Genomic DNA, 20,879 nt, shown 5'->3' with positions numbered 1-20,879 from the left:
TTGCCGATATCACGGCAGCCTTGGTAGCCGCCGCCTCATGCCGGGCGCAAGCCAATTCTTTCAGTGATGGCGTTTTCGATCAGCCCCATCGCGTCATAGATCAGCACCGCCATCAGGCCGACGATCAGGCCGCCCTGGAGGATGAAGGCGGTGTTGTCGGAGATCAGCCCGGCGATGATGACTTCGCCGAGGCCCTTGGCGGCCACCGTCGAGCCGATCGTTGCCGTGCCGATATTGATGACGGTCGCAATCTTCAAGCCCTCGAGGATCAGCGGCAGGGCGAGCGGCAATTCCACCTGAAAGAGCCGCTGTGTACCATTCATGCCCATGCCGTCGGCGGCATCGAGCACCGAGGGAGACACCTGCTTGAGGCCAGAGACGGTGTTCTCGAAGATCGGCAGTAGGCCATAGAGAAAGAGGGCGATCAAGGTCGGTCCGGCGCCGAAGCCGGTCGCGGGTACGGCAAGGGCGAGCACCGCCACCGGCGGGAAAGTCTGGCCGGCACTGGCGATCGCCCGGGACAACGGCAGGAAGTCCTCACCGCTCTTGCGGGTGACAAAGATGCCGCCGAGGATCGCCAGAACGGCGCTGCCGACGATCGAGATCGCCACGAGGAAGAGATGCGAAGCGGCAAGCTGCGGAAGGCTGTTTTGGGTATAGACTGCCGGCGCATTGTTGCTCGTCAACGGCACGAGCAGGAACGACAGCCACTCCGTCCTGAACAACAGGATCAGCAGCAATACCAGCGCGCCAACGCGAAAGAGGTTCGCAAAGACGAGCCTCATGCTTTGCGGCCCAGTTCGAGCAGTCTGGTCATAGAGATAGAGCCAACAGGTGCCTTGTCCGCGTTTTGAACCGCGGCTTCGTCAACGCCCTGCCAGATCATCTCGGCCAGGGCGTCGCGCAAGCTGAGCGATTGCGGTAATGCGTAAGCCAGGCCTGACTTTGCCGGCTCCATGCTTTCCCTCAGCGGCAGCAGCGACATCAGCTTCAGCGCCCGGTCGGAGGTGCCGGTCAACTGCTGTACAAAGGGGTCCGCCGGCTCAGTCAGGATCTTTTCGGGTGCAGAGCATTGCAGCAGCTTGCCGGCGCTCATCACGGCGATCTGGTTGCCAAGATGGAAGGCTTCGTCCATGTCGTGCGTCACGAGGACGACGGTTGTACCGAACTGCTTCTGGATCGCCAATAGATCGTCCTGCGCCTTGCCGCGGATGACGGGATCGAGCGCACCGAACGGCTCGTCCATCAGCAGCAGTTCCGGTTCCGCGGCGAGGGCCCGCGCAACGCCGACTCGCTGCTGCTGGCCGCCGGACAGCTGGTGTGGGTATTTCTCGGCAAATGTCGCGGGATCGAGGTTGAACAGGCCGAGCAGTTCCTCGACGCGGTCGTTGACTTTCACCGTATCCCAGCCGAGGAGCTGCGGCACCGTCGCGATGTTTTGCGCAACGGTCCGGTGCGGAAAAAGGCCGTGCCCCTGGATCGCATAGCCGATCTTGCGGCGCAACTCGGTCACAGGCACGTCCATGATGTTCTGGCCACCGACGAAGATCTCGCCCGACGTGATCGGCACAAGCCGGTTGATCATCCGCATGAGCGTCGATTTACCCGAGCCGGAGGTGCCGACAACGACGGTGATCGAACCCTTCTCCACAGCCATCGAGACGCTGTCGACCACGGTCGCCGTGCCGTAGCGCTTGGTGACGTTCCTGATTTCGATCATGCTCATGCGGCGGATCCCCGTATGCTGTCGACGACCGCATCGAGGATGACGGCCGAAGAGAAGGCGAAGAAAACGGTCGGCACGGCGCCGAGCAGAACGAGGTCCATGGCCGTTTGACCAAGCCCCTGGAAGATGAAGATGCCGAAGCCGCCACCGCCGATCAGAGCCGCGACCGTCACCAGGCCGATCGCCTGCACCAGGACGATGCGGATGCCGGTGAGGATGACCGGAAAGGCAAGCGGCAGGTCGATGCCGGTCAAAATCTGGCGGCGCGTCAATCCCATGCCCGCCGCGGCATCACGCACCGAGGGATCTACGCCCTGCAGACCGACGACGGTGTTGGCGACGATCGGCAACAGCGAATAGAGGACAAGCGCGATCAACGCCGGCGCGGCTCCGATGCCGCGAATGCCGATCGAGGCCGCGGCGGGCACATGCGTCGCGAGGTAGCCGAGCGGCAGCATCAGGATGCCGAAGAGCGCGAGGCTCGGGATCGTCTGGATCAGGCTAAGGCCCTGCAGCACGACGGCGCGTAACTTTGGAACCCAAAAGCACAGGATACCTAGCGGCAGGCCGATGACGATGGCGATCGCCAGCGAGCCGAACGCCAGCAGCAAATGAGCGAGCGCTTCCGTCCAGAACTGAGCGGATCGGGTCGCGAATTCCTTCATGATAGAGAGATCGTCGAGCAGTCCGGACGCAAGGAAGATGCCGAGCAAGCCAGTGTATATAACAAGCGCCGCAATGCGCATCCACGGGGTCAGCTTGATCTTCACAAGAGCATCCGAGACGATGAGCCCGATCACCGCAAACAGCACCCAGAACCCACCGCCCGGCGTCATGCGCGCGGCATTGCTGTTGGGCGGGGTGAAGGCCGAGGCAGCAAAACCGATGGTCGCCAGCAGGGCTGCAAAACAGAGGGTCGAAACCACCAGCCGCAGCATCGCATTTTGCAGAAACAGAACGGCCAGAGCGGTGACGATAAGCAGAATTGTCAGGATGATGGCGGAGGGTTGATTGAGCAGCTGCGTCAGCAGCAGGGGCTTTCCGGCGGCGATGCGGTTTGCCTTCACATAGATGAAGGGCAGGAGCGCAGTTGCAACGACACCTGCCGTCACCAGCACCACGCCAAGCCGGTCCAGTTTGCGGACCGCTAAGGTTTCTTCCATCGATCCATCCTGTCCGGTCGAAAGGCTGCTCCGCCCGCGAACAGGCGGAGCGTCTGGCAACGAGATTACTTCAGGAAGCCCTTTTCCTTCAGGTAGCCTTCGGCAACCGATTTCGCCGGCTCGCCGTCGACCTGGATCTTGCCGTTCAGCTTGCGCAGTTCGTCGGCGTTCAGGCTCTTGAAGATTGGGGCGAGCACTTCCTCGATCTTCGGGTTTGCCTTCAGCACCTCCTCGCGGATGATCGCGGTGGGCGCATAGACCTGCTGGACGTTCTTGTCGTCTTCCAGGACCGTCAGTTCCGCAGCCTGAATCGCGCCGTCGGTGCCATAGACCATGGCGGTGTTGGCGCCGTTCGTCTGGTCGGCTGCCGCCTTGATGGTCGCGGCCGTGTCACCGCCCGAAAGGACGATTTCCTGGTCCGGCTTCAGCGTGAAGCCGTAGGTCGTCTGGAATGCCGGAAGCGCGCCGGCCGAGTTGACGAATTCGGCGGAAGCCACAAGCTTGGCAGCGCCACCGCCGGAGACCCACTTGCCGAAGTCCGACATGGTCTTCAGGTTGTTCGGGCCGGCGACGTCGTTGCGTACAGCGAGCGCCCAGGTGTTATTGGCCGGGGAGGGCGTCAGCCAGACGATCTTGTTGGCGTCGTAGTCGAGCTTCTTGGCGAGGTCGTAGCCCTGCTGCAGGTTCTTCCAGGCTGCATCGTCGGCCTTGTTGAAGAAGAAGCCGGCATTGCCGGTATATTCCGGATAGATGTCGATTTCGCCTGCGGTGATTGCCTTGCGAAGAACCGGCGTCGTCCCAAGCGCAACGCGGTCCTGCGTCTTGATGCCGTTTGCATTGAGCGCGAGCACGATCACGTTGCCGAGCAGCGTGCCTTCAGTATCGATTTTGGATGAAACGACGACGTCTGCAGCATGGGCCGCACCTGCCGCAAATGCGGAAAGCGAGACGGCAAGAGCGAATTTCTTCAACATGGATTGTCCCCTTGATTTACACCGTTTGACCTCGTGGCAGGCCCCGGCGGGAGCCTTTCACGTATAAAATCACCGGCGAAAGCAGCCCGGCTGCGATCATGCCGGAAATACGTGCGTCATGGAAATAGCGTTCGCGTTCGAAAAATCGATGCAAGCCTCTCCAGTTTTGCGTTCGCGGCGCGATTATGGCGGTGAATGCAAATGCTTGCGCGAAAATGCATTTCCTTTTCCGTCGCTGCAGCGATTTGTTTTTGTTCCCTTGCGTGTTTCCGCAGATGTCCGGTGCTCTTCAGTGCTTCTACTGTCCAACCCGGTTTTGTTCTTGATGAGAACGATACCGGTCTGATTTCGCGACAGGGATATCTTTTTTCGCGAACACACCATATCGTTCGATTTTTCATATTGTTACGGAGAAAACGATTGCAGCTCGGCACGTTGTTTGTCGCCAGTCACGTGCTCGCATCCGGCTCGGTCAGAGAGACGGCGCGCAGCCTTTCGCTTGCAGCATCGACGGTCTCGACGGCGGTCCGCAATCTCGAGACCGAGCTTGCGCTCAAGCTGACGGAGCGCAGCTCCGGTGAGCTAACCACGCTTCTCGCCAGCAACGACGTGCGCGAAAAGCTCGCCCCGATCGTACAGTCAGCCGAAGAACTGGCAAATTGGATCGGGACCGGCGAACCGGCGCGTCTGCCGATCAAGATCGCCACGATGGAGCGATTTCTGGAGGTCGCCGACCAAGGCAGCATCAACCGGGCGGCGCGACGGCTGAAACTTGGTCAGCCGCAGCTTTCGCTTCAGATCGCGACTTTGGAAAAGGCGCTGGGTCATCGCCTCTTCGAGCGCCAAGCCAACGGCTCGGCGCTGACCGAGCAGGGCGGCCGGGTCTACGCCATTTTCCAGGCCGTCACGCAGGAGTGGAATGATCTGAAAGCGACCGCCGACGAACGCTATCAGCGCACGGCGCGGGCGCTGCGCATCGGTTCGATCATTCCGACAGGATCGGAAAGCTGGGTCGCGCGGTGCCTCGGGGCCCTTGTCGCCGAATGGAACGCCCGCCGCAGTAAGAATGCGCTGTCTCTGGTTCTGATGACGGCGGATGACTTGCGGGAGGCTTTGAAGTCCGGCCGGATCGACGTTGCCATTCTCGACTCCGTTTTCGGTCTGGAGCACTTCCAGCATCGAGAGTTGCTGAAGACCGACATGGTCCTCATCGCACCGCCCCAGAGCCGCGAACGGACGGTGGCCGAGCTCGTCGAAGGTCACGCGATCTGCACGCCGAGTTCTCGAACAGGGCTTGGGCACGCCGCAATGGCGCTCAGCCATGAGCGCACCGCCAATCGCAGGCACCGCAATCAGGACATTACCGCGGCCGACTCCCTGCCCGTGATCGTCGACCTTGTCGCCAACCATGGCTACATCTCGTTTCTAGGCCGCGTCAGCGCCATGCCCATTGCCGACAAAGTTCGCATCGTCGAACTCGAGGAGTCCATCCCGATGTCTTATCATGTCGCCTTCAACCATCGGAAAGCTTCGGCTGACGCAAGCGCCATGATAACAGCGGCCATTGCCAAAATAATCGCCGAACCCGTCGCACAAGAGCGCGCCTTCGCTTAAAGAGACAGCGGCGGACAAGGAGATTCGAGCGTGAGTGTTTTGCTGGAAGTGTGCGTGGACAGCCCGCAAGGTCTTGCGGCAGCAATTGCCGGCGGCGCCAACCGCATCGAACTCTGCTCGGCCCTGGAACTGGGCGGATTGACGCCCGTCGCGGGCCTGATGAAAGCCGCAGCTGCGGCGCCTATTCCGGTCTATGCAATGATCCGCCCGCATGCCGGCCCCTTCGTGTTCGATGCGGCCGACGAAGAAGCGATGATGACCGACATCGATGCCGTGCGTGCCTTCGGCCTAGCCGGCGTCGTCATCGGTGCCAATCGCAAGGACGGCACGCTTGATGTGCCGCTGATCAGCCGGCTGAAAGCCCGCGCCGAGGGGCTTGGATCAACACTCCATCGCGCCTTCGATCTTGTGCCGGATGCCGATGCGGCATTGGAGCAGGCGATCGAGCTTGGCTGCGAGCGCATCCTGACATCCGGCTGTGTGCCGAAGGCAATCGATGGCCTGGAGACGCTGAGCCGTCTCTCCCGCAAGGCCGCCGGCCGTATCGCCATCATGCCGGGTAGTGGCGTACGGCCCGGCAACGTTGCTGAGTTCCTGCGGGCCACCGGAACAAGCGAGGTTCACGCCTCCTGCAGTTCGCCGGTCGAGAGTCTCGATCCGCGCGCCGTCGCCTTCGGCTTTGAGGCTGCAGCGACAAACCGGACGGATGCCAGCGTCGTCCGCCAGATGCGGGCAGCGATCGACGCAGCCTGATCGTTCGCCAGCGTAGGCATTGGGATGGCTTAGGTGCCGATCTTGATCACGGCCTTGATCAGCCCGCCTTTTTCGTGTGCCCAGCGTGCCAGGTCTCGTGGTGCATTCGCCAATGTCGTTCGATGCGTGATCAGCTTGTCGACCGGGACAAGGCCCTTGGCAATCGAGTCCGCCACATGCTCGAAATCCAATCGGGTCGCGTTGCGGCTGCCGATCACCATCATTTCCCGCTTGTGAAACTCAGGATCGGAGAAGCGGATGTCGTCCTTGACGACGCTGACCAGCACCAGCGCGCCGCCATGGGCGACAAAGCTGAAGGCTTTCTCCATGGATGGGCCATAGCCGGTCGCATCGAAGACGACGTCGAAACCATCGCCGTCGGTCTTCGCCTTGACCGCTTCGGCGACGCCTTCCCCGGCGAGGATGCCTGAGGAGAAGCCGAAACGATCCGCAGCCATCTGCAAACGCTCTCGGCTGGTATCGAGCAAGGTCACATCATGTCCCGCAATCCGCGAGAAGATCGCCGCGCCCAGCCCGATCGGACCGGCGCCGATGACAAGGGAGCGCGATCCGGCTGGCGCCATCGAACGGCGAACCGCATGGGCGCCGATCGCCAGAAATTCGGTGGTTGCTGCCGCTTCAAGGCTCACGCCGTTCGCAGCATAAAGATTGCTGGCTGGAACGGTGATTTCCTCGCAGAAGGCTCCGTCGGTATGGACGCCAAGGACCTTGATGCTCGTGCAGCAATTCGGTTTGCCCTGACGGCAGGCGACGCAGATGCCACAAGAAAGATAGGGGTTGACGATGACAGGTGAACCGACCGCCATGGCAACCCCGTCGCCGGCTTCCAGAATCGTCGCCGAAATCTCGTGCCCCATCACCCGGGGATACTCCAGGAACGGATGCTTGCCCTCGAAGATATGGTAGTCCGTACCGCAGATGCCGACGTGGCTGACCGCAAGCCTTACCCAACCGGCTTCGGGCGCGGCAGGGGAAGGGCGTTCCACGAGTTCGAGGACACCGGGTTCTTTGCAGAGCACTGCTTTCATGATGATCTCGCATTCCTGGAATGGAAGAAGCCGGCCGTGGGGCCGGCTCCGTATGTCGCTGCCGGCTTACGGGTTGCGGCGGCGGCGCAGCTGATCGAAGTAGACGATCACGATAATCAGCAAACCGGTGATGATGCGCTGCCAGAACGAGTTGACGTTGAGCAAGTTCGCGCCGTTGTTGATGGTTGCCAGAATGAATGCACCGATCAGTGGTCCATGAACCGAACCGACAGCGCCGAACAGGCTGGTGCCGCCGATGACAGACGAGGCGATTGCCTGCAGTTCCCATCCGTCCGCCTGTGTGGCGTTGCCGATCGCGATACGCGAGGCAAGGAGAACGCCGACGAAGGCCGCAAACGTCGCGGAGAGAATGTAGGCAAGATAGATGATGCCGTTCACCCGCACGCCCGACAGGCGGGCCGCTTCGCGGTTCGAACCGACGGCGAAGAGATAACGCCCCCAACGGCTCAAGTGCAGGAAGACATAGGACGGGACCGCAACGAGAATGACCATCCAGAACAGGCTTGGCACGCCGAGAAAGTCGGCGCGGGCAAAGTTCGTGAAGGGCTCGTTGACGATGTTGATCGTCGAACCATTGGTGATCAGCAGTCCGATACCACGCAGCGAGGTCAGCGTTGCCAGCGTGATGATGAACGGCGGCAACCCCATCTTGACGATGCCGAAGCCGTGGAACACCCCGATACCGACGCCGATCAGTAGGGTGATGAGAATGGAGGCCCAAACCGGCACGCCCGCCTGCAGCAGCCAGGCGAGGATGACGGTGCAGAAACCGACGATCGCGCCGACCGAGAGGTCGATGCCGGCGGTAATGATCACGAAGGTCTGCCCGAGCGCCAGAATGGCGGTCATGGCGCCCTGGCGCAGCAGGTTCGAGATGTTCAGCGGCGTCCAGAAGCTGGCGGTCACGAAGCCGAGAAGGATCCAGAGGAACGCCAGGAGACCGATAAGGGTCAGGCCGAAGAGGATATTCACTTTCCGGCGCGCCGGCGGCGCTGCGATCTCAGTGGGGGTTACGGTCATTGATGGTCTCTCCCTCTTATTCTTTTAGACGCCGATCGCTTCGCCGAGCACTTCTTCATGTGTTGCCGCGTGGAAGTCGTGGCTGGCAACAAGCTGGCCGCGACGGAAGACGTGCAGCCTGTCCGCGAGTTCATAAACTTCCGGCAGATAGGACGAGATCAGGATGATCCCGGCGCCCTGCTTCAGAAGCTTGGCAAACAGCCGGTAGATTTCCGCCTTCGTGCCGACATCGACGCCCACCGTCGGCTCATCGAAGATGAAGAGCCGGGCGCCATGGCTCAGCCACTTGCCGATGACGACCTTCTGCTGATTGCCGCCCGACATGGCCGAGACGAGAACGCGTCGGCTTGGCGTCTTGATCGCGAGATCGCGAATCTGCTGGTCGGCGTTCTGTGATTCCTCGCTGTGGCTGATGACGGGGCCTTTGCTCAGCCGTTTGAAGACGGGGAGGTTGATGTTCAGCCCGATCGGCAAGTTGAGGCAAAGTCCCTGGTCGCGGCGGCTCTCAGGTGCCAGCGCGATGCCAAGTTCCATCGCAGTGCGCTCATCCTTGATATCGACCTTCTTGCCCATCCAATGGATCTCGCCGGTCGTTTTCTCTCTGCCGTAGAGGCCAAGCGCGAACTCGCTGCGCCCTGCGCCGATCAAGCCGTAGAGGCCGACAATCTGCCCGGCCTTGACCGAGAGCGACACGTTCTCGAAACCGGGGCCGGACAGCCCACGCACGTCGACGATCGTTTCGCCGATCGGGATCTCTTCCTTGTGGTAGATCTGCTCGATCGAACGGTTGATCATCAGCGCGATCAGCTCGCCTTCGTTCGTCTCGCCGATCGTGCGCGTGCCGACATGCGTTCCGTCGCGCAGCACCGAAACGCGGTCGGCGAGCTCGAACACTTCTTCCATGCGGTGGCTGATGTAGACGATGGTGACGCCCTCACCCTGCAGACGGCGGATCAGCTTGAAAAGCTGGGCCGATTCCTGGCGGGTCAGGTAGGCGGTCGGTTCGTCGAAGATCAGGAACTGCGTGCCGCGCATTGCCGCGCGTGCCGTCGCGACGAGTTGCTGCTGGCCGATCGTCAGATCGCTCAGCAGGACATGGGCTGGGAGCCCGAAGCCGAGATCGTCGAGGACGGCCTGTGCCATCCTCTCCATCTCTTTCTTGCGCATCAGGCCGTACTTGTTGACCTCGTCGCCGAGAAAGAGGTTGGCCGCGACCGTCAGATGCGGGCAGAGAACGACTTCCTGATGGACGGCATTGATGCCGCGTGCGATCGCCTCGTTCGGCGTCGCCAGGGCGACCGGATGGCCGCACCAGAGAATTTCGCCAGCCGTTCTGGTGATTACGCCGGTCAGAAGCTTGATGAGCGTCGATTTACCGGCGCCGTTCTCGCCGACGATCGCATGAATTTCACCGGCCAGGAACGTCACCGTCGCTGGTTTCAGCGCCTGGACGTAGCCGTAATTTTTTTGGAGTCCCTTGAGTTCGAGGATCGGGGCGCCCGCAGGAATGCGGTTTGCCTCCGTCAGCTTGGCGCTGTCATCGTGGCGATGACTGACCTCTTCCAGGCTCATGGGCGTTTCCTCCTCGCGAATTGCCGTCTCTCCACCGGCCGCCCGCACTCCTCAGGCGGACGATAACACAGGTGAAGGAAAGGCCGCGCGGGATTTCCTCTCGCGCGGCCACCGTCATGTTATTTACTTGATCTTGGGGTTCAGCAGAGCGTCGATCTTCGGGTCGCTCATGTTGGCCTTGGTGACCAGGTTTGCACCGGTGTCGACGTTTTCTTCGACTTTTTCGCCCTTGGATACGGCGAGCGCGGTTTTCACGCCGTCATAGCCCATGCGATAAGGATCCTGCACGACGAGACCTGCAAGCGAGCCGTCCTTGAGGAAGCCGACCGTCTTGTCGTCGCTGTCGAAGGCGATGACCTTGATCTTGTCGCCGAGCTTGTTTTCCGCGATCGCCTGGCCAACACCCTGTCCGAGGATGAGGTTCGAGGCGAAGACGCCGACAAGGTTCGGATTGGCAGTGATCAGGTCGGTCATCATGTTGAGACCGGTCGTTGCCTGACCGTCGCCGTACTTGTCGGCGATGACCTTCAGGCCAGGATGCTTCGTCTTGACCTGATCGAGGAAACCTTCACGGCGCTGCTCGAGAGAGCCGACGCCCGGAAGGTTGGTGAGGATGACGACCTCGCCTTCTTCCTTGCCCGTCATTTCCTTGATGGCAGCGGCAAGCCCGTCAGCAGCGATACGTCCGCCCTGGACGTTGTCGGTTGTCAGGAACGATTTGAAGGCCTTGGAATCAGCGCCGGAGTCGATGCCGATGATCGGAACGGACTTGGCAGCTTCGTCGATCGGCTTGCCGAGTGCCTTGAACTCGGTCGGCGAGATGACGATTGCAGCCGGCTTGCCGGCAACAGCGTTCTCAAGAATGCTGATCTGGCCGTTGATGTCGGATTCGGCCTGTGCGCCGAGTTCCGGAACGTTGACGCCGAGATCCTGACCTGCCTTGCGGGCGCCGGCCAGAACGATCTGCCAGTAGAAGGACGTCGTGTCCTTGACGATGATCGGGATCGTCACGTCAGCCGCAAACGACGACACCGGCATTGCGGTGGCGATAACGGCGGCGCCCGCGAGAGCCGTAAAGGCTCGGCGGGAGAGAATCGATTTCATGCGCATGTGGTTCTCCTCCAAGATGCGTTCTCCTCCTAGAAACCGTACCGCTGAACGCAGGCGGGCGATTTTTATCGATAAAAAACAATTACCATCAGAAGCTAGCCGAGCGAAAGTCAAATTGCAAGTAGCGCGGCGGACTTGATTATCGTTTCTTTCTTCACCCCAAGTAATTGTTTTTTCAGTTGTTCAATCGCTGGCTAAAGTTCTGTCAGCCGCGATAGACTTCATGCGGATGGACCACGCCTTTCTTCAAAATCAAGTTGCCATACAACCGGAATTCAGTCGTCGCCACGATGTAGGCAGCGGTCCGCGCACGCTCATAGAAGGCGAAGCGTTCCAGCGAGGCAATCGTGAAATCGCCGGCCCGTCTTGTCACGATCTCCTGAAACTCGGCGCAAACTTCGGGCACGGCGGTCGGATCGCCCACCACCTCCATGCGCCATGCGGACTCGGGCACGAAGGTGTCGAGCGGAAAATGCGTGAGGATGGCCTCGGCCATATCGGTCGCGGTGACGCCGTCTGCACGAATGACCTCCGGGCCCATGGTGCTTGAAGGGAAATTGGCATCGGCGATGACGATATCGTCCCCATGTCCCATGCGGGCAATCGCACGGAGCAGGTCGGGATTGAGAATGGGGTGAATACCTCTAAGCATGGTAGGTCCTCAAACACGCACGGCGTCTTCGCCGAGCGGCGGAGCGACGAGCGTCAGGGGGTCGAATTCAGGGAAGATCGAGTCCGGCAAAGCGGGCTCGAAAAGCGCCATGTTGCGCGTCAGGCTGGAAGCCTTTGCAGTACCGATCAGCACGGACGATACGATTGGATCCTGGAGCGCAAACTGCAACGCCGGAGCAGCCAGCGGCACGCCATATTTGGCGGCGATCTTCTCCATATCGCCGACCTTGGCGAGAATGTCGTCCGTCGCCGGCATATAGTCGAAATGCGACCCGGGCACCGGGCCCGTCGCCAGGATGCCGGAGTTGAAGACGCCCCCGACCACGAGCGAGGTACCCTTCTTCCGGCAGAGCGGCAGCAGCTCGGCAACCGCAGACCGGTCGAGCAGCGTATAGCGCCCTGCCATAAGGATGCAGTCGATGTCGGCGTTGTGCATGACGTCGAGGCACACCGGGACCTCGTTGACGCCGAGCCCGAAGGCCTTGATCGCGCCGGAAGATTTCAGTTCCTCAAGCGCCTTGATGCCGGTGTCCAGGAACTGCTTCTGAAGAACGGCGTTTTTCGCCGCACCATGTGTGTATCCGCCAAGATCGTGGACATAGAGGATGTCGATCCGGTTCAGTCCGAGACGCGCGTAGCTGAACTCCACCGAGCGCATGATGCCGTCGTAGGAATAGTCGTAGTCGGCATCGAAGGAGAGCGGGTTGACATAGCTGTAGTCGGGGACCGTCCCCGTCGGCACTGGGCGTAGAAGCCGGCCGACTTTGGTCGACAGCACCCATTCGTTCTCCGGCTTGTCGCGCAGGAAGTCGCCGAAGCGACGCTCGGCGAGGCCGAGGCCATACCATGGTGCGACATCGAAGTAGCGAATTCCGCTGGCCCACGCAGCCTCGAGCGTCTCCATGGCCTGTTCGCGCGGGCAGGCCCGATAGAGGCCACCGAGAGCGGCGCCACCGAAGCTCACTTCGGTGACCTCAAGCTCTGTCCTGCCGATCCTCCTCGTCTTCATCATTCCTCCTCTGAAGACTTGATATGCGCTGCCTTAGAGCGTGGCTCCGAGGTGCCACGGCACGAATTCGTTGTCGCCGTAGCCGAATTCCTCGCTCTTCGTCTTCTTGCCTGATGCCGTGTCGATGATCAGGTCGAAGATCTCGCGGCCCTTGGCGCTGATCGTAGCGTCACCTGTCGCGATCGTGCCGCAGTCGATATCCATGTCCTCTTCCATCGAGGCATAGAGAGCCGAATTGCTGGAAAGCTTGATCGACGGCGCCGGGCGACAGCCGAAACAGCTGCCGCGACCGGTGGTGAAGGCGATCATGTTCGCGCCGCCGGCGACCTGGCCGGTCGCCGAGACCGGATCGTAGCCGGGGGTGTCCATGAAGACGAGACCCGGTGCGGTGACGCGCTCGGCATAACCGTAGACGGCGGTCAGAGGCGAGCGGCCGCCCTTGGCGACGGCACCCAGCGACTTTTCGAGGATCGTCGTCAAGCCGCCACGCTTGTTGCCAGGCGAGGGGTTGTTGTCGAGCGACGCGCCGTGCAACTCGACATACTTTTCCCACCAGGCAATCTTGTCGTCGAGCTTCCTGGCAACCTCGTCGCTGACGGCGCGGCTGCGCAGAAGATGCTCCGCACCGTAGATTTCGGAGGTTTCGGAAAGGATCGCCGTGCCGCCGGCAGCCGCCAGCAAGTCGGCGGCCACGCCGAGCGCCGGGTTGGCGGTGATGCCGGAAAAGCCGTCCGAGCCGCCGCATTGCAGGCCGATGATGATATCGCTGATTGGCAGCGCAACCCGCTTTTCCTTGCCGACATCCTGGGCAATTTCACGTAGCATGCCCATGGCGCGCTCGACGGCGCGGCGCGAGCCGCCGGCGTCCTGGATGTTGAAATGACGCTTGGCATTGCCGGCGCCGCTCTGGCCGTAGAGTGTGAGCTGGTTGACTTCGCAGCCAAGGCCGATCATCAGCACGCCGCCGAAGTTGACATGCCGGGTATAGCCGGCAAGTGTCCGGTGCAGTACCGCCATGCCGTCGCCGGTGGAGCTCATGCCGCAGCCCTGATCGTGCACGATCGGCACGAAGCCGTCGATGCCGTCGAAATGCGGAAGGATCGTCCGGTTGGCCTCGTCAGCAATCGCCCGACAGACCGTGGTGGAACAGTTCACACTGGCAATGATGCCGATGTAGTTGCGCGTCGCCGAACGACCATCGGCGCGGCGATAGCCCATAAAGGTGCGCGCCCGGTCCGTCGCACTTGCTTCCTCGGGCGCCGAGTTGGCGGTTGCCGCAAGGCGGTCGTTCTCGAAATGCAGATTGTGGCTGTGAATATGGTCGCCGGCCTTAACGTCAGCCGTCGTGCGTCCAATGGCCTGACCGTATTTGACGACCGGCTGGCCAAGCGGAATATCGGCCAACGCGATCTTGTGGCCGGGATCGATCTTCTGCCGTGTCTGGATGCCGGCGACCGTCGCGCCGGAGGGAATCGCCGCCGTCGCGACCGCAACATTGTCGCCGGCGGACAGGATGATCCAAGGGTCTTTGGTCAACATTCTTCTCCCTAGGGAAACACTCGCTGCGTCGGCGAATGTTCATTGATTTTGTTTTTTATCTACAATAAACATTTTCAAGTCAACGGGATTATCGATCCTGTGGACGAGGGAGGCAAACAGCCGCATGCAATCCAAAATAAGATAAGGATTGCCGAGAGATAAGCTTCTGCCACGCTGCGCACCGCAACTCTGCGGCCGCCCGATCCGTGTTGCCGAGGCAAGAGGGCGGGGTGCATGGCAAGGCAGAATACAGTCTTCAAGGAAGCCTACAACCGCTATGTCGCCGCTTTGCGCACCGACGCGGCGCTGCCGTCTGAGCCTGAGATCGCGGCCCAGCTGGGGATCAGCCGCAGCACGGCGCGCGCCATCCTGACACGGCTCAGCGATGCAGGAATCATCCGCTGGAACAAGCGCCAGAAGATCGTTCTGCGCCAACCGACGGAAGACGATTTCTTTCCATCGGAAGAGACGAATTCACTCCACGACATCATCGAGCGCAGCTTCATGCAGCGCATCTTGTCGGATGATGCCGCGCCAGGCATGCAGATCAATGAGCTGGAACTGGCGCGCGAGATCGGCACCGGCACCACGAGCGTCCGTGAGTTCCTGATCCGCTTTTCGCGGTTCGGCCTGATCGAGAAACGGCCGAACAGCCACTGGATACTCAAGGGGTTCACCCGCGATTTCGCGCTTGAGCTCGCCGAGGTGCGCGAGATGTTCGAGCTGCATTCGGCCGCCGAATTCGGCCGGCTTCCACCAGAGAGCGAGGCATGGCGCGCATTGTCTGACATCAAGGCCGAGCATCAGGCCATGCTGCGCGACCTCGACAGGCGCTACAAGGATTTTTCGGCGCTCGACGAACGTTTCCACCTGCTGATCCACGGAGCGTCGAAAAACCGCTTCATCGCTGACTTCTACGACGCGATCGCGATCATCTTTCACTATCACTACCAATGGAACAAGGCGTTCGCGCGCGAGCGCAACGAACGCGCCATTCATGAGCATCTCGACTACATTGCTGCGCTGGAGTCAGGCGATCAGGCGGCGATCAATTCCGCCTGTCGTCTGCATTTGAGGTCGGCGCGTCAGACGCTGCTCCAATCCATTCCATTAACCGCCACCGACGACGGTGCTATCGAGAAGTAGTCTAAGAGCAAACACGGCCGAAGCCGGGTTTACGCTACTGCACGTCCGCCGCCTGCTGGGGTGAAAGGATATCATCCGCGATCGTGATTATCTGCAGCGACGCACCGTTTTGGTGATCTCATCCCCATCGTCGGTCGTTGTTCTGATGGTCTTGGTGTAGCAGCCATCACGATAATAGCGATCACGATCACGATCACGGACGGCGCCAACTCTGATGCCGTGTTCGTTAATGGTAATTGCAGGGCGCGCCTGGTCGTAGTCGTCGTAACTTCGTTCGCGAGTCACGATCACACCGTCGGCCATGGCAGGAGCGACGAACGAACATAGCGCCATCGCCGCAACGGTACAGTTCATAAGGGTCTTTCGCATGTCAATTCTCCTTCATTCATGGAAGACCAACGAAGGAGGAAAGAACTGGTTCCTTGAAAAATGACGCGCCGAGCCACCGCATTGGCGTTGTTCGGGAGCATAATGAGGGTGGCGGCGAGGATCTAATGCGACGCTTCGCTGGCGGCTGACGCCACCGGCGTCCGGCTATGTTCGCGTCCCACGGGAATGAGCCAGGCCGACAGGAACGTGAGGACGGCGACCACGGCCACCCCCCAGAACGTCCAGTGAAGGGAGGCATCGAAGACCGTGCGGATGGCAGGGTCTGCTGCCAACTCGGACAATCCTGTCGGCTGGTTCAACACGTCATGAAGCGACGCTGCTGCATCGCCGACCGCATAGTGGCTGATGCCGGCGTTGAGAATGGCGCCAAGCACTGTCGCACCGAGCGTATTGCCGAGGCTGCGAGCGAAGATGATCGACGCGGTGGCGCTGCCACGCATCGACCATTCGACGCTGTCCTGAACGAGCGCGATGCTGGTGAGGCTGATCAACCCCATCCCGAAGCCCATGAAGAAGGAGCCTGCACCGGCAAGCGCGGGGTGGCTGTCGGGCGTCAGAAACAGCAGGAAACTTGCGCCAAAGGGAAACATCAAGCTGCCGACCCGTAGCGTGCGTCGGATGCCGAACGCCTTGAAGAAGCGGCTGGAGAGCATGACGGCCAGAGGCCAGCCGACGACCAGCATGGTCAAAGTGAAGCCGGCGACGATCGACGATCGCCCAAGGACACCTTGGACATACATGGGCAACACGGTCGAAAGACCGATCAGCGCCATCCCGGCAAGCAATGTTGCGGCGTTGCTGGTCGCGACCAGCCTGCGGCTCCAGAGAGCAATCGAAATGATCGGTTCTGCCGCCCGCTTCTCCTGTCGCAGGAAAAGCACAGCAGCAACGACGAAGACCACCGCAAGCGACACCAGGACCCACGCATTGGCATCCGCCGCTTCCGTGAGGAGGACGAGCAAGGCAATGACGGCGACCGAAAACAGAATGGCGCCGAGATAGTCGATCTTTGCCTGCTTGTGTGCGACCGATTCCTTGAGGAAGGCGGCAAAAGCCGCGATCGACACGATGCCGATCGGCAGGTTGATCCAGAAGATCCAGGCCCAGGAAACGGTATCGACGATAACGCCGCCGGCAAGCGGCCCGACGACAGCCGATGTGGCCCAAACCGTCGCCATGATGCCTTGCACCCGGCCTCGCTCCTCGAGAGTGAAGAGGTCGCCGATGATCGTCATCGTCACCGGCTGGATGGCTCCGGCGCCAAGCCCTTGCAGCAGGCGAAAGGTGATCAGCGACGCCATGGACCATGCGAAACCGCAAAGCAGAGAGCCGACGAGAAAGATCAGAATGCCCGAAATCAGCACCGGCTTGCGTCCGAAGATATCCGAAAGCTTGCCGTAGATGACGGTCGTCGTCGACTGCGCCAGAAGAAAAGCCGAGAACACCCAGCTGTAGTAGGTAAAGCCGCCAAGCTGCCCGACGATCTTCGGCATCGCCGTCGCGACGATCGTGGCCTCGATGGCGACCATGAAGGTTGCGAGCATGATGATGGCGACAATGAGCGCACGGTTCGAGCGCTGGGCTGTATTGGACACGACATCTTCTCCGGGTACTCCGCGAAGTGCCTGAGATGATCGGCAAGTCGACTGGGGGAAAAGCGCCGGCGCGAAGTGTTGCCCCGTTCTATGCCGCCGAGGCAAAGGCGTCAATTATTATCCGTTTGGTTACGAGGCCGGTTTGGCGGCGCCCAATGGCAGAGCCCCGATGCAGGACCAACATTCGAGACCGAGTCAGTTTGAGCCAGTCTTTCAATTCGACGCGAACACTGCGATCATTGTACTGACAAATAGCTGCTTTCTTCGATCGGGGGACAAGGATTGCGGTCCAAAGGGTTGCTGAGTTGGATGAGGCGCCGACCGCTGTCGATCCAGTTCCTGTTTGCCAGCGGTATCCTGATCTTCTTCGCGACATTGATCTCGGGCTACGTCATATCCGGAATCGTCGAGCAAAACGCGATCCGCAGCAAAGCCGGTGCGGCCGCAACGTTCGTCCAGAGCATGATGGAGCCGCTTGTTCAGAAGCTGGCTTCGGCGGACGCCCTGCCACAGGGGGATATCGAGAGGCTCCACGGGCTTTTCACCGATCCAATGCTGAGGGGGCGTTTCCCGCATGTGGAGATCTGGACGACCGATGGTACAATTGCCTATTCGCTTGCCGCAGACCTGATCGGTCACCGCTTTGAGCTCCCCGCCGGGGCCGAGAATGCACTTTCGGGCGAGGTTTCACTTTCCTTCGCCGATCTTGATGCAGGCGAACATGTCGCCCGCAATTTCCAGACACGCTATCTAGAGATCTATAGCCCGCTGCGTGACAACTCGACCGGCCGGATCATAGCCATTGCGGAGATACAGGAGGATCCCGCGACCTTTGATCACGATGTGGAGCGCGTGCGGATGGTCAGTTGGGCAGCGGTGGCGCTTGCCTCCTGCGCGATCCTGCTCTGTCTTTACGCGATCGTTCGCCGGGGAAGCAACACCATAGAAGAGCAGCGGCGGACCCTGCGTCAGCGCGCGGAAGACGCGGAGTCCGCATCGCGCAAGCTGACCGAACTGCAGAGTGTTGCCCGCCAGGCCTCGATGCAACTCGCCGAGCGTAACGAGAATCTGATGCGTGGCGTTGGCGCAGACCTCCACGATGGCCCGGCCCAGCTTCTCAGCTTCGCGCGCCTGCAGGTTGAACAGGTCCGCCAAGCCAGGTCCGATCCGGGGCGCGAAGCGCCGCTCGCCGTACTCGAGGAGTCGCTCGATATCGCCTTGACCGAGATCAGGGCGATTGCCCGATCGCTGATCCTGCCAGAAATCGAGCACTTCCCGCCTAGCCGCATCATCGAACGTGCGATCAAGATGCACGAGGGCCGCTCAGGGACAGAGGTCGCTTGCACCATTGTCGGGGCAGAACGGGAGATTCCGGCAGCAATGAAGATCTGCCTTTTCCGCTTTGTCCAGGAGGGCCTAAATAACTCTTACAGGCACGCTGGCGGCAATGGTCAGGAGGTTTGGTGCGAGATGGGGGCAGTGCATATGAAAGTGGTCGTCTCCGACAAGGGCCCACCGCAGGGTTTCGTCAAGCCGCCTGCCCGCGCCGGCGGAGGAATGGGCATTCAGGGCCTGCGGCAGCGCATCGAGAGCCTGGGCGGCAGCCTGCAGATCGCCGGCGGGGACGCCGGGACAAAACTGACAATGTGTTTCGAGCTTGGGGAGGCAGTCTGAATGGTAGAGCCGGCTTCTGTCATCGTCGTTGACGACCACGCGTTGTTTCGGATGGGCGTGTTGCAGACGATTGCCCTCAATGAAAACTTGCGGGTCGTTGCGGAGGGCGCATCCAAGCAGGATTCTCTGGATCTCGTGGCGCGCCATCACCCGACGATCGCGCTTCTGGATATTTCCATGCCGGGTGGCGGGGTCGCCGCGGCGCGCGAGATCCACGAGCGATGGCCTGATGTGAAGGTGGTGATGCTGACGGTTTCCGAGGATGACCAAGACGTCCTGGAGGCCCTGGAGGCTGGCGCGTCCGGATACATTCTGAAAGGCATCGCCGCAAACGAGTTGCTCGACGCGTTGACGACCGTCCAGCGCGGCAGCACCTATTTAGCGCCGACACTGGGTTCCAAACTGGTCGCCGCAATGAGAGGACACACACAGCCGCGAACCGACGGCAATCCGCTGACCGCGTTGTCCGCAAAGGAGCGCCACGTGTTGGAATGCGTGGGTCGCGGAATGGGGAACCAGGCCATTGCCGAAGCGACGGGAACGACTTTGCGCACCGTGAAGTTTCATGTCTCCAGGCTTCTCAAAAAGGTTCAAGCGAAGAACCGCGTTGAATTGGCCCTCATCGCGCAGAAAGCGGCGGATGTGTCTGGCAAAGAGTAGCAGGCGCCTGAGCTTCGAATGCGTTGTCGGTTCCGATGCGAGTGTCAGAGAAGCGTCAGGGCGTTTCCCAATGAGCACACAAGCGACATGGTTAGGAGCATGGCGGCGGCGTGCCTCCATGTTACGGAAAGTCCTACCAAACATTTGAAGGCTGGAAACCTGGCCGGTTGATGCGCCGGTGTCATGGCAAGCAATTGATATTATTGGAGAAAAATGGTGTCGCTTACGCGACTAGAACACGCGACCCCATCATTACGAATTTCAGGAACTACCATTTCCACCACATACCCGATACAGCATGGCAACAGGCCACCGAGGACACGTTCCGAAGGATCGACCGACCGGGTTTGGGCAAGCGCACTTTACGCGAACGAATTGTAATTAACCGCTTCCTCTCAATCACTCGGTCAGCCTCGACACGCCAGGACAACTTGGTGGTGGAAAGCGCGCTCTACGCCTTCGAGAACGGCTTCAACCGAAGCCTGCTCTTGTGATCGCTCGGCCCGGGCGCACCGCTGGGAGCCGCCCCCCGGAAGTAGGACTTCTGCCATTTGTCCTGGGATGCCTTCGAATCCGGTTCGGTTAGGGCCGCATTGAAGGTGTTGCGGCTCTTCGTCCACTGGTCATATTCCCTCGCCAGATCCGGATTTTCCGAGAGATTGCGGATGTCCGGGGCGATGTCCTCGAGACTTCCTCGCGCGAGCGGAAAGAGGTGGCAGTAGGGTTCGTCCGCTTCAAAATACACCTTCTGGAACGGTCGGGTGAACTTCCAGTTCATCGTGAAGGTGTATGGAGACCAGTCAGTCTCGATGACGCCTGATAGCGGAGCAATGGCATCCTTGGGCCGGTTGATCGGGCCAGAGACGAAAAGGTCGACCCCGGACTCCGTCCGGAAGAGACAGGGCACGTGGAACGTCAGGACCCCGTCACCGAAGTGGCTGACGGCGGGAGCCGTCGTTCCCGAACGGGATTTGATGCGAATGGCATCCTTTCCCTTGCGTCCGTCCCAGACCGCCGAAAACGGTGTCGTGCAAAGGAGTTCCCAGCCGTGGGCGTTGGCGATGTTGAGGGGCAGGCACCGATAGGCGAAACGCTCATCGGTGCTGTCCATCCAGTCGCGTTCGACAGGTGCTGGGCGAATGCGGACATCGTGGCCGTCGATGACGTAGGCGGTCAGTGATTTCATTGGATG

General features: G+C 60.8%; 19 protein-coding genes. 5 read left to right on the top strand and 14 right to left on the bottom strand.

What is annotated here, in order from left to right; all coding sequences use genetic code 11:
- Positions 1–35 precede the first annotated feature (35 nt).
- From FHT97_RS05495 to FHT97_RS05480, 4 genes are all read right to left on the bottom strand, one after another.
- Positions 36–785 (bottom strand): ABC transporter permease, encoded by a 750-nt coding sequence (locus FHT97_RS05495; protein ID WP_183860430.1) that lies wholly within the window; start codon positions 783–785, stop codon positions 36–38.
- Positions 782–1,726, bottom strand: a complete 945-nt coding sequence (locus FHT97_RS05490; RefSeq protein ID WP_183860428.1) for an ABC transporter ATP-binding protein — start codon at positions 1,724–1,726, stop codon at positions 782–784. Before FHT97_RS05490 ends, FHT97_RS05495 begins: the two co-directional genes overlap by 4 nt.
- Positions 1,723–2,889: an ABC transporter permease gene (locus FHT97_RS05485; protein ID WP_183860426.1), complete on the bottom strand. Its 1,167-nt coding sequence runs from the start codon at positions 2,887–2,889 to the stop codon at positions 1,723–1,725. The genes FHT97_RS05490 and FHT97_RS05485 overlap by 4 nt, the downstream gene beginning before the upstream one ends.
- 65 nt (positions 2,890–2,954) lie before the next feature.
- Positions 2,955–3,863, bottom strand: a complete 909-nt coding sequence (locus tag FHT97_RS05480; RefSeq protein WP_183860424.1) for an ABC transporter substrate-binding protein — start codon at positions 3,861–3,863, stop codon at positions 2,955–2,957.
- Between the two features lie 420 nt (positions 3,864–4,283).
- On the opposite strand from FHT97_RS05480, the gene FHT97_RS05475 reads away from it, so the two are divergent.
- Positions 4,284–5,477, top strand: a complete 1,194-nt coding sequence (locus tag FHT97_RS05475) for a LysR family transcriptional regulator (protein WP_183860422.1) — start codon at positions 4,284–4,286, stop codon at positions 5,475–5,477.
- A 30-nt stretch (positions 5,478–5,507) separates the two neighbouring features.
- Entirely contained in the window at positions 5,508–6,230 is a 723-nt protein-coding gene (locus FHT97_RS05470; RefSeq protein ID WP_183860420.1) for a copper homeostasis protein CutC, read from the top strand.
- Between the two features lie 29 nt (positions 6,231–6,259).
- Here FHT97_RS05470 and FHT97_RS05465 read toward each other — a convergent pair whose 3' ends face one another.
- The 7 genes from FHT97_RS05465 to FHT97_RS05435 all read right to left on the bottom strand — a co-directional run bounded on the left by FHT97_RS05465 (position 6,260) and on the right by FHT97_RS05435 (position 14,219).
- Complete coding sequence (locus tag FHT97_RS05465) at positions 6,260–7,279, bottom strand: zinc-binding alcohol dehydrogenase family protein (protein WP_183860419.1); 1,020 nt, start codon at positions 7,277–7,279, stop codon at positions 6,260–6,262.
- Positions 7,280–7,345: 66 nt separating this feature from the next.
- Positions 7,346–8,320: an ABC transporter permease gene (locus tag FHT97_RS05460; RefSeq protein ID WP_183753083.1), complete on the bottom strand. Its 975-nt coding sequence runs from the start codon at positions 8,318–8,320 to the stop codon at positions 7,346–7,348.
- A 24-nt stretch (positions 8,321–8,344) separates the two neighbouring features.
- A complete protein-coding gene (locus FHT97_RS05455) occupies positions 8,345–9,892 on the bottom strand; it encodes a sugar ABC transporter ATP-binding protein (protein WP_183860417.1) in 1,548 nt (515 codons plus the stop codon).
- A 123-nt stretch (positions 9,893–10,015) separates the two neighbouring features.
- Entirely contained in the window at positions 10,016–11,002 is a 987-nt protein-coding gene (locus tag FHT97_RS05450; protein WP_183860415.1) for an ABC transporter substrate-binding protein, read from the bottom strand.
- 205 nt (positions 11,003–11,207) lie between these two features.
- Positions 11,208–11,654, bottom strand: a complete 447-nt coding sequence (locus tag FHT97_RS05445; RefSeq protein WP_183860413.1) for an RbsD/FucU domain-containing protein — start codon at positions 11,652–11,654, stop codon at positions 11,208–11,210.
- A gap of 9 nt (positions 11,655–11,663) precedes the next feature.
- Positions 11,664–12,683 (bottom strand): aldo/keto reductase, encoded by a 1,020-nt coding sequence (locus FHT97_RS05440; RefSeq protein WP_183860766.1) that lies wholly within the window; start codon positions 12,681–12,683, stop codon positions 11,664–11,666.
- A 33-nt stretch (positions 12,684–12,716) separates the two neighbouring features.
- Positions 12,717–14,219: an altronate dehydratase family protein gene (locus FHT97_RS05435; RefSeq protein WP_183860764.1), complete on the bottom strand. Its 1,503-nt coding sequence runs from the start codon at positions 14,217–14,219 to the stop codon at positions 12,717–12,719.
- 237 nt (positions 14,220–14,456) lie between these two features.
- Here FHT97_RS05435 and FHT97_RS05430 point away from each other — a divergent pair, with 237 nt between their 5' ends.
- Positions 14,457–15,368: a GntR family transcriptional regulator gene (locus FHT97_RS05430; protein WP_183753071.1), complete on the top strand. Its 912-nt coding sequence runs from the start codon at positions 14,457–14,459 to the stop codon at positions 15,366–15,368.
- Between the two features lie 87 nt (positions 15,369–15,455).
- On the opposite strand, the gene FHT97_RS05425 is transcribed toward FHT97_RS05430, so the two are convergent.
- Together FHT97_RS05425 and FHT97_RS05420 are read right to left on the bottom strand one after the other, a co-directional pair.
- On the bottom strand, positions 15,456–15,737 hold the full coding sequence (locus FHT97_RS05425; RefSeq protein WP_183860411.1) for a hypothetical protein: 282 nt from the start codon (positions 15,735–15,737) through the stop codon (positions 15,456–15,458).
- A 122-nt stretch (positions 15,738–15,859) separates the two neighbouring features.
- A complete protein-coding gene (locus tag FHT97_RS05420) occupies positions 15,860–17,353 on the bottom strand; it encodes an MDR family MFS transporter (protein ID WP_183753068.1) in 1,494 nt (497 codons plus the stop codon).
- Positions 17,354–17,662: 309 nt separating this feature from the next.
- On the opposite strand from FHT97_RS05420, the gene FHT97_RS05415 reads away from it, so the two are divergent.
- Together FHT97_RS05415 and FHT97_RS05410 are read left to right on the top strand one after the other, a co-directional pair.
- Positions 17,663–19,027 carry a histidine kinase gene (locus FHT97_RS05415; RefSeq protein WP_183860409.1) on the top strand — a complete coding sequence of 455 codons (1,365 nt, stop codon included), beginning with the start codon at positions 17,663–17,665 and terminating at the stop codon, positions 19,025–19,027.
- Positions 19,028–19,687, top strand: a complete 660-nt coding sequence (locus tag FHT97_RS05410; RefSeq protein WP_183860407.1) for a response regulator transcription factor — start codon at positions 19,028–19,030, stop codon at positions 19,685–19,687.
- A 451-nt stretch (positions 19,688–20,138) separates the two neighbouring features.
- Here the strand turns inward: FHT97_RS05410 and FHT97_RS05405 are convergent, their stop codons facing one another.
- On the bottom strand, positions 20,139–20,873 hold the full coding sequence (locus FHT97_RS05405; protein WP_183860405.1) for a DUF6065 family protein: 735 nt from the start codon (positions 20,871–20,873) through the stop codon (positions 20,139–20,141).
- Positions 20,874–20,879 lie beyond the last annotated feature (6 nt).

Source organism: Rhizobium sp. BK399 (genome assembly GCF_014194695.1).
Lineage (GTDB): Bacteria > Pseudomonadota > Alphaproteobacteria > Rhizobiales > Rhizobiaceae > Rhizobium.
Note: the sequence above shows the minus strand (reverse complement) of the source record. Positions and strands in the feature narration are given on the sequence as shown.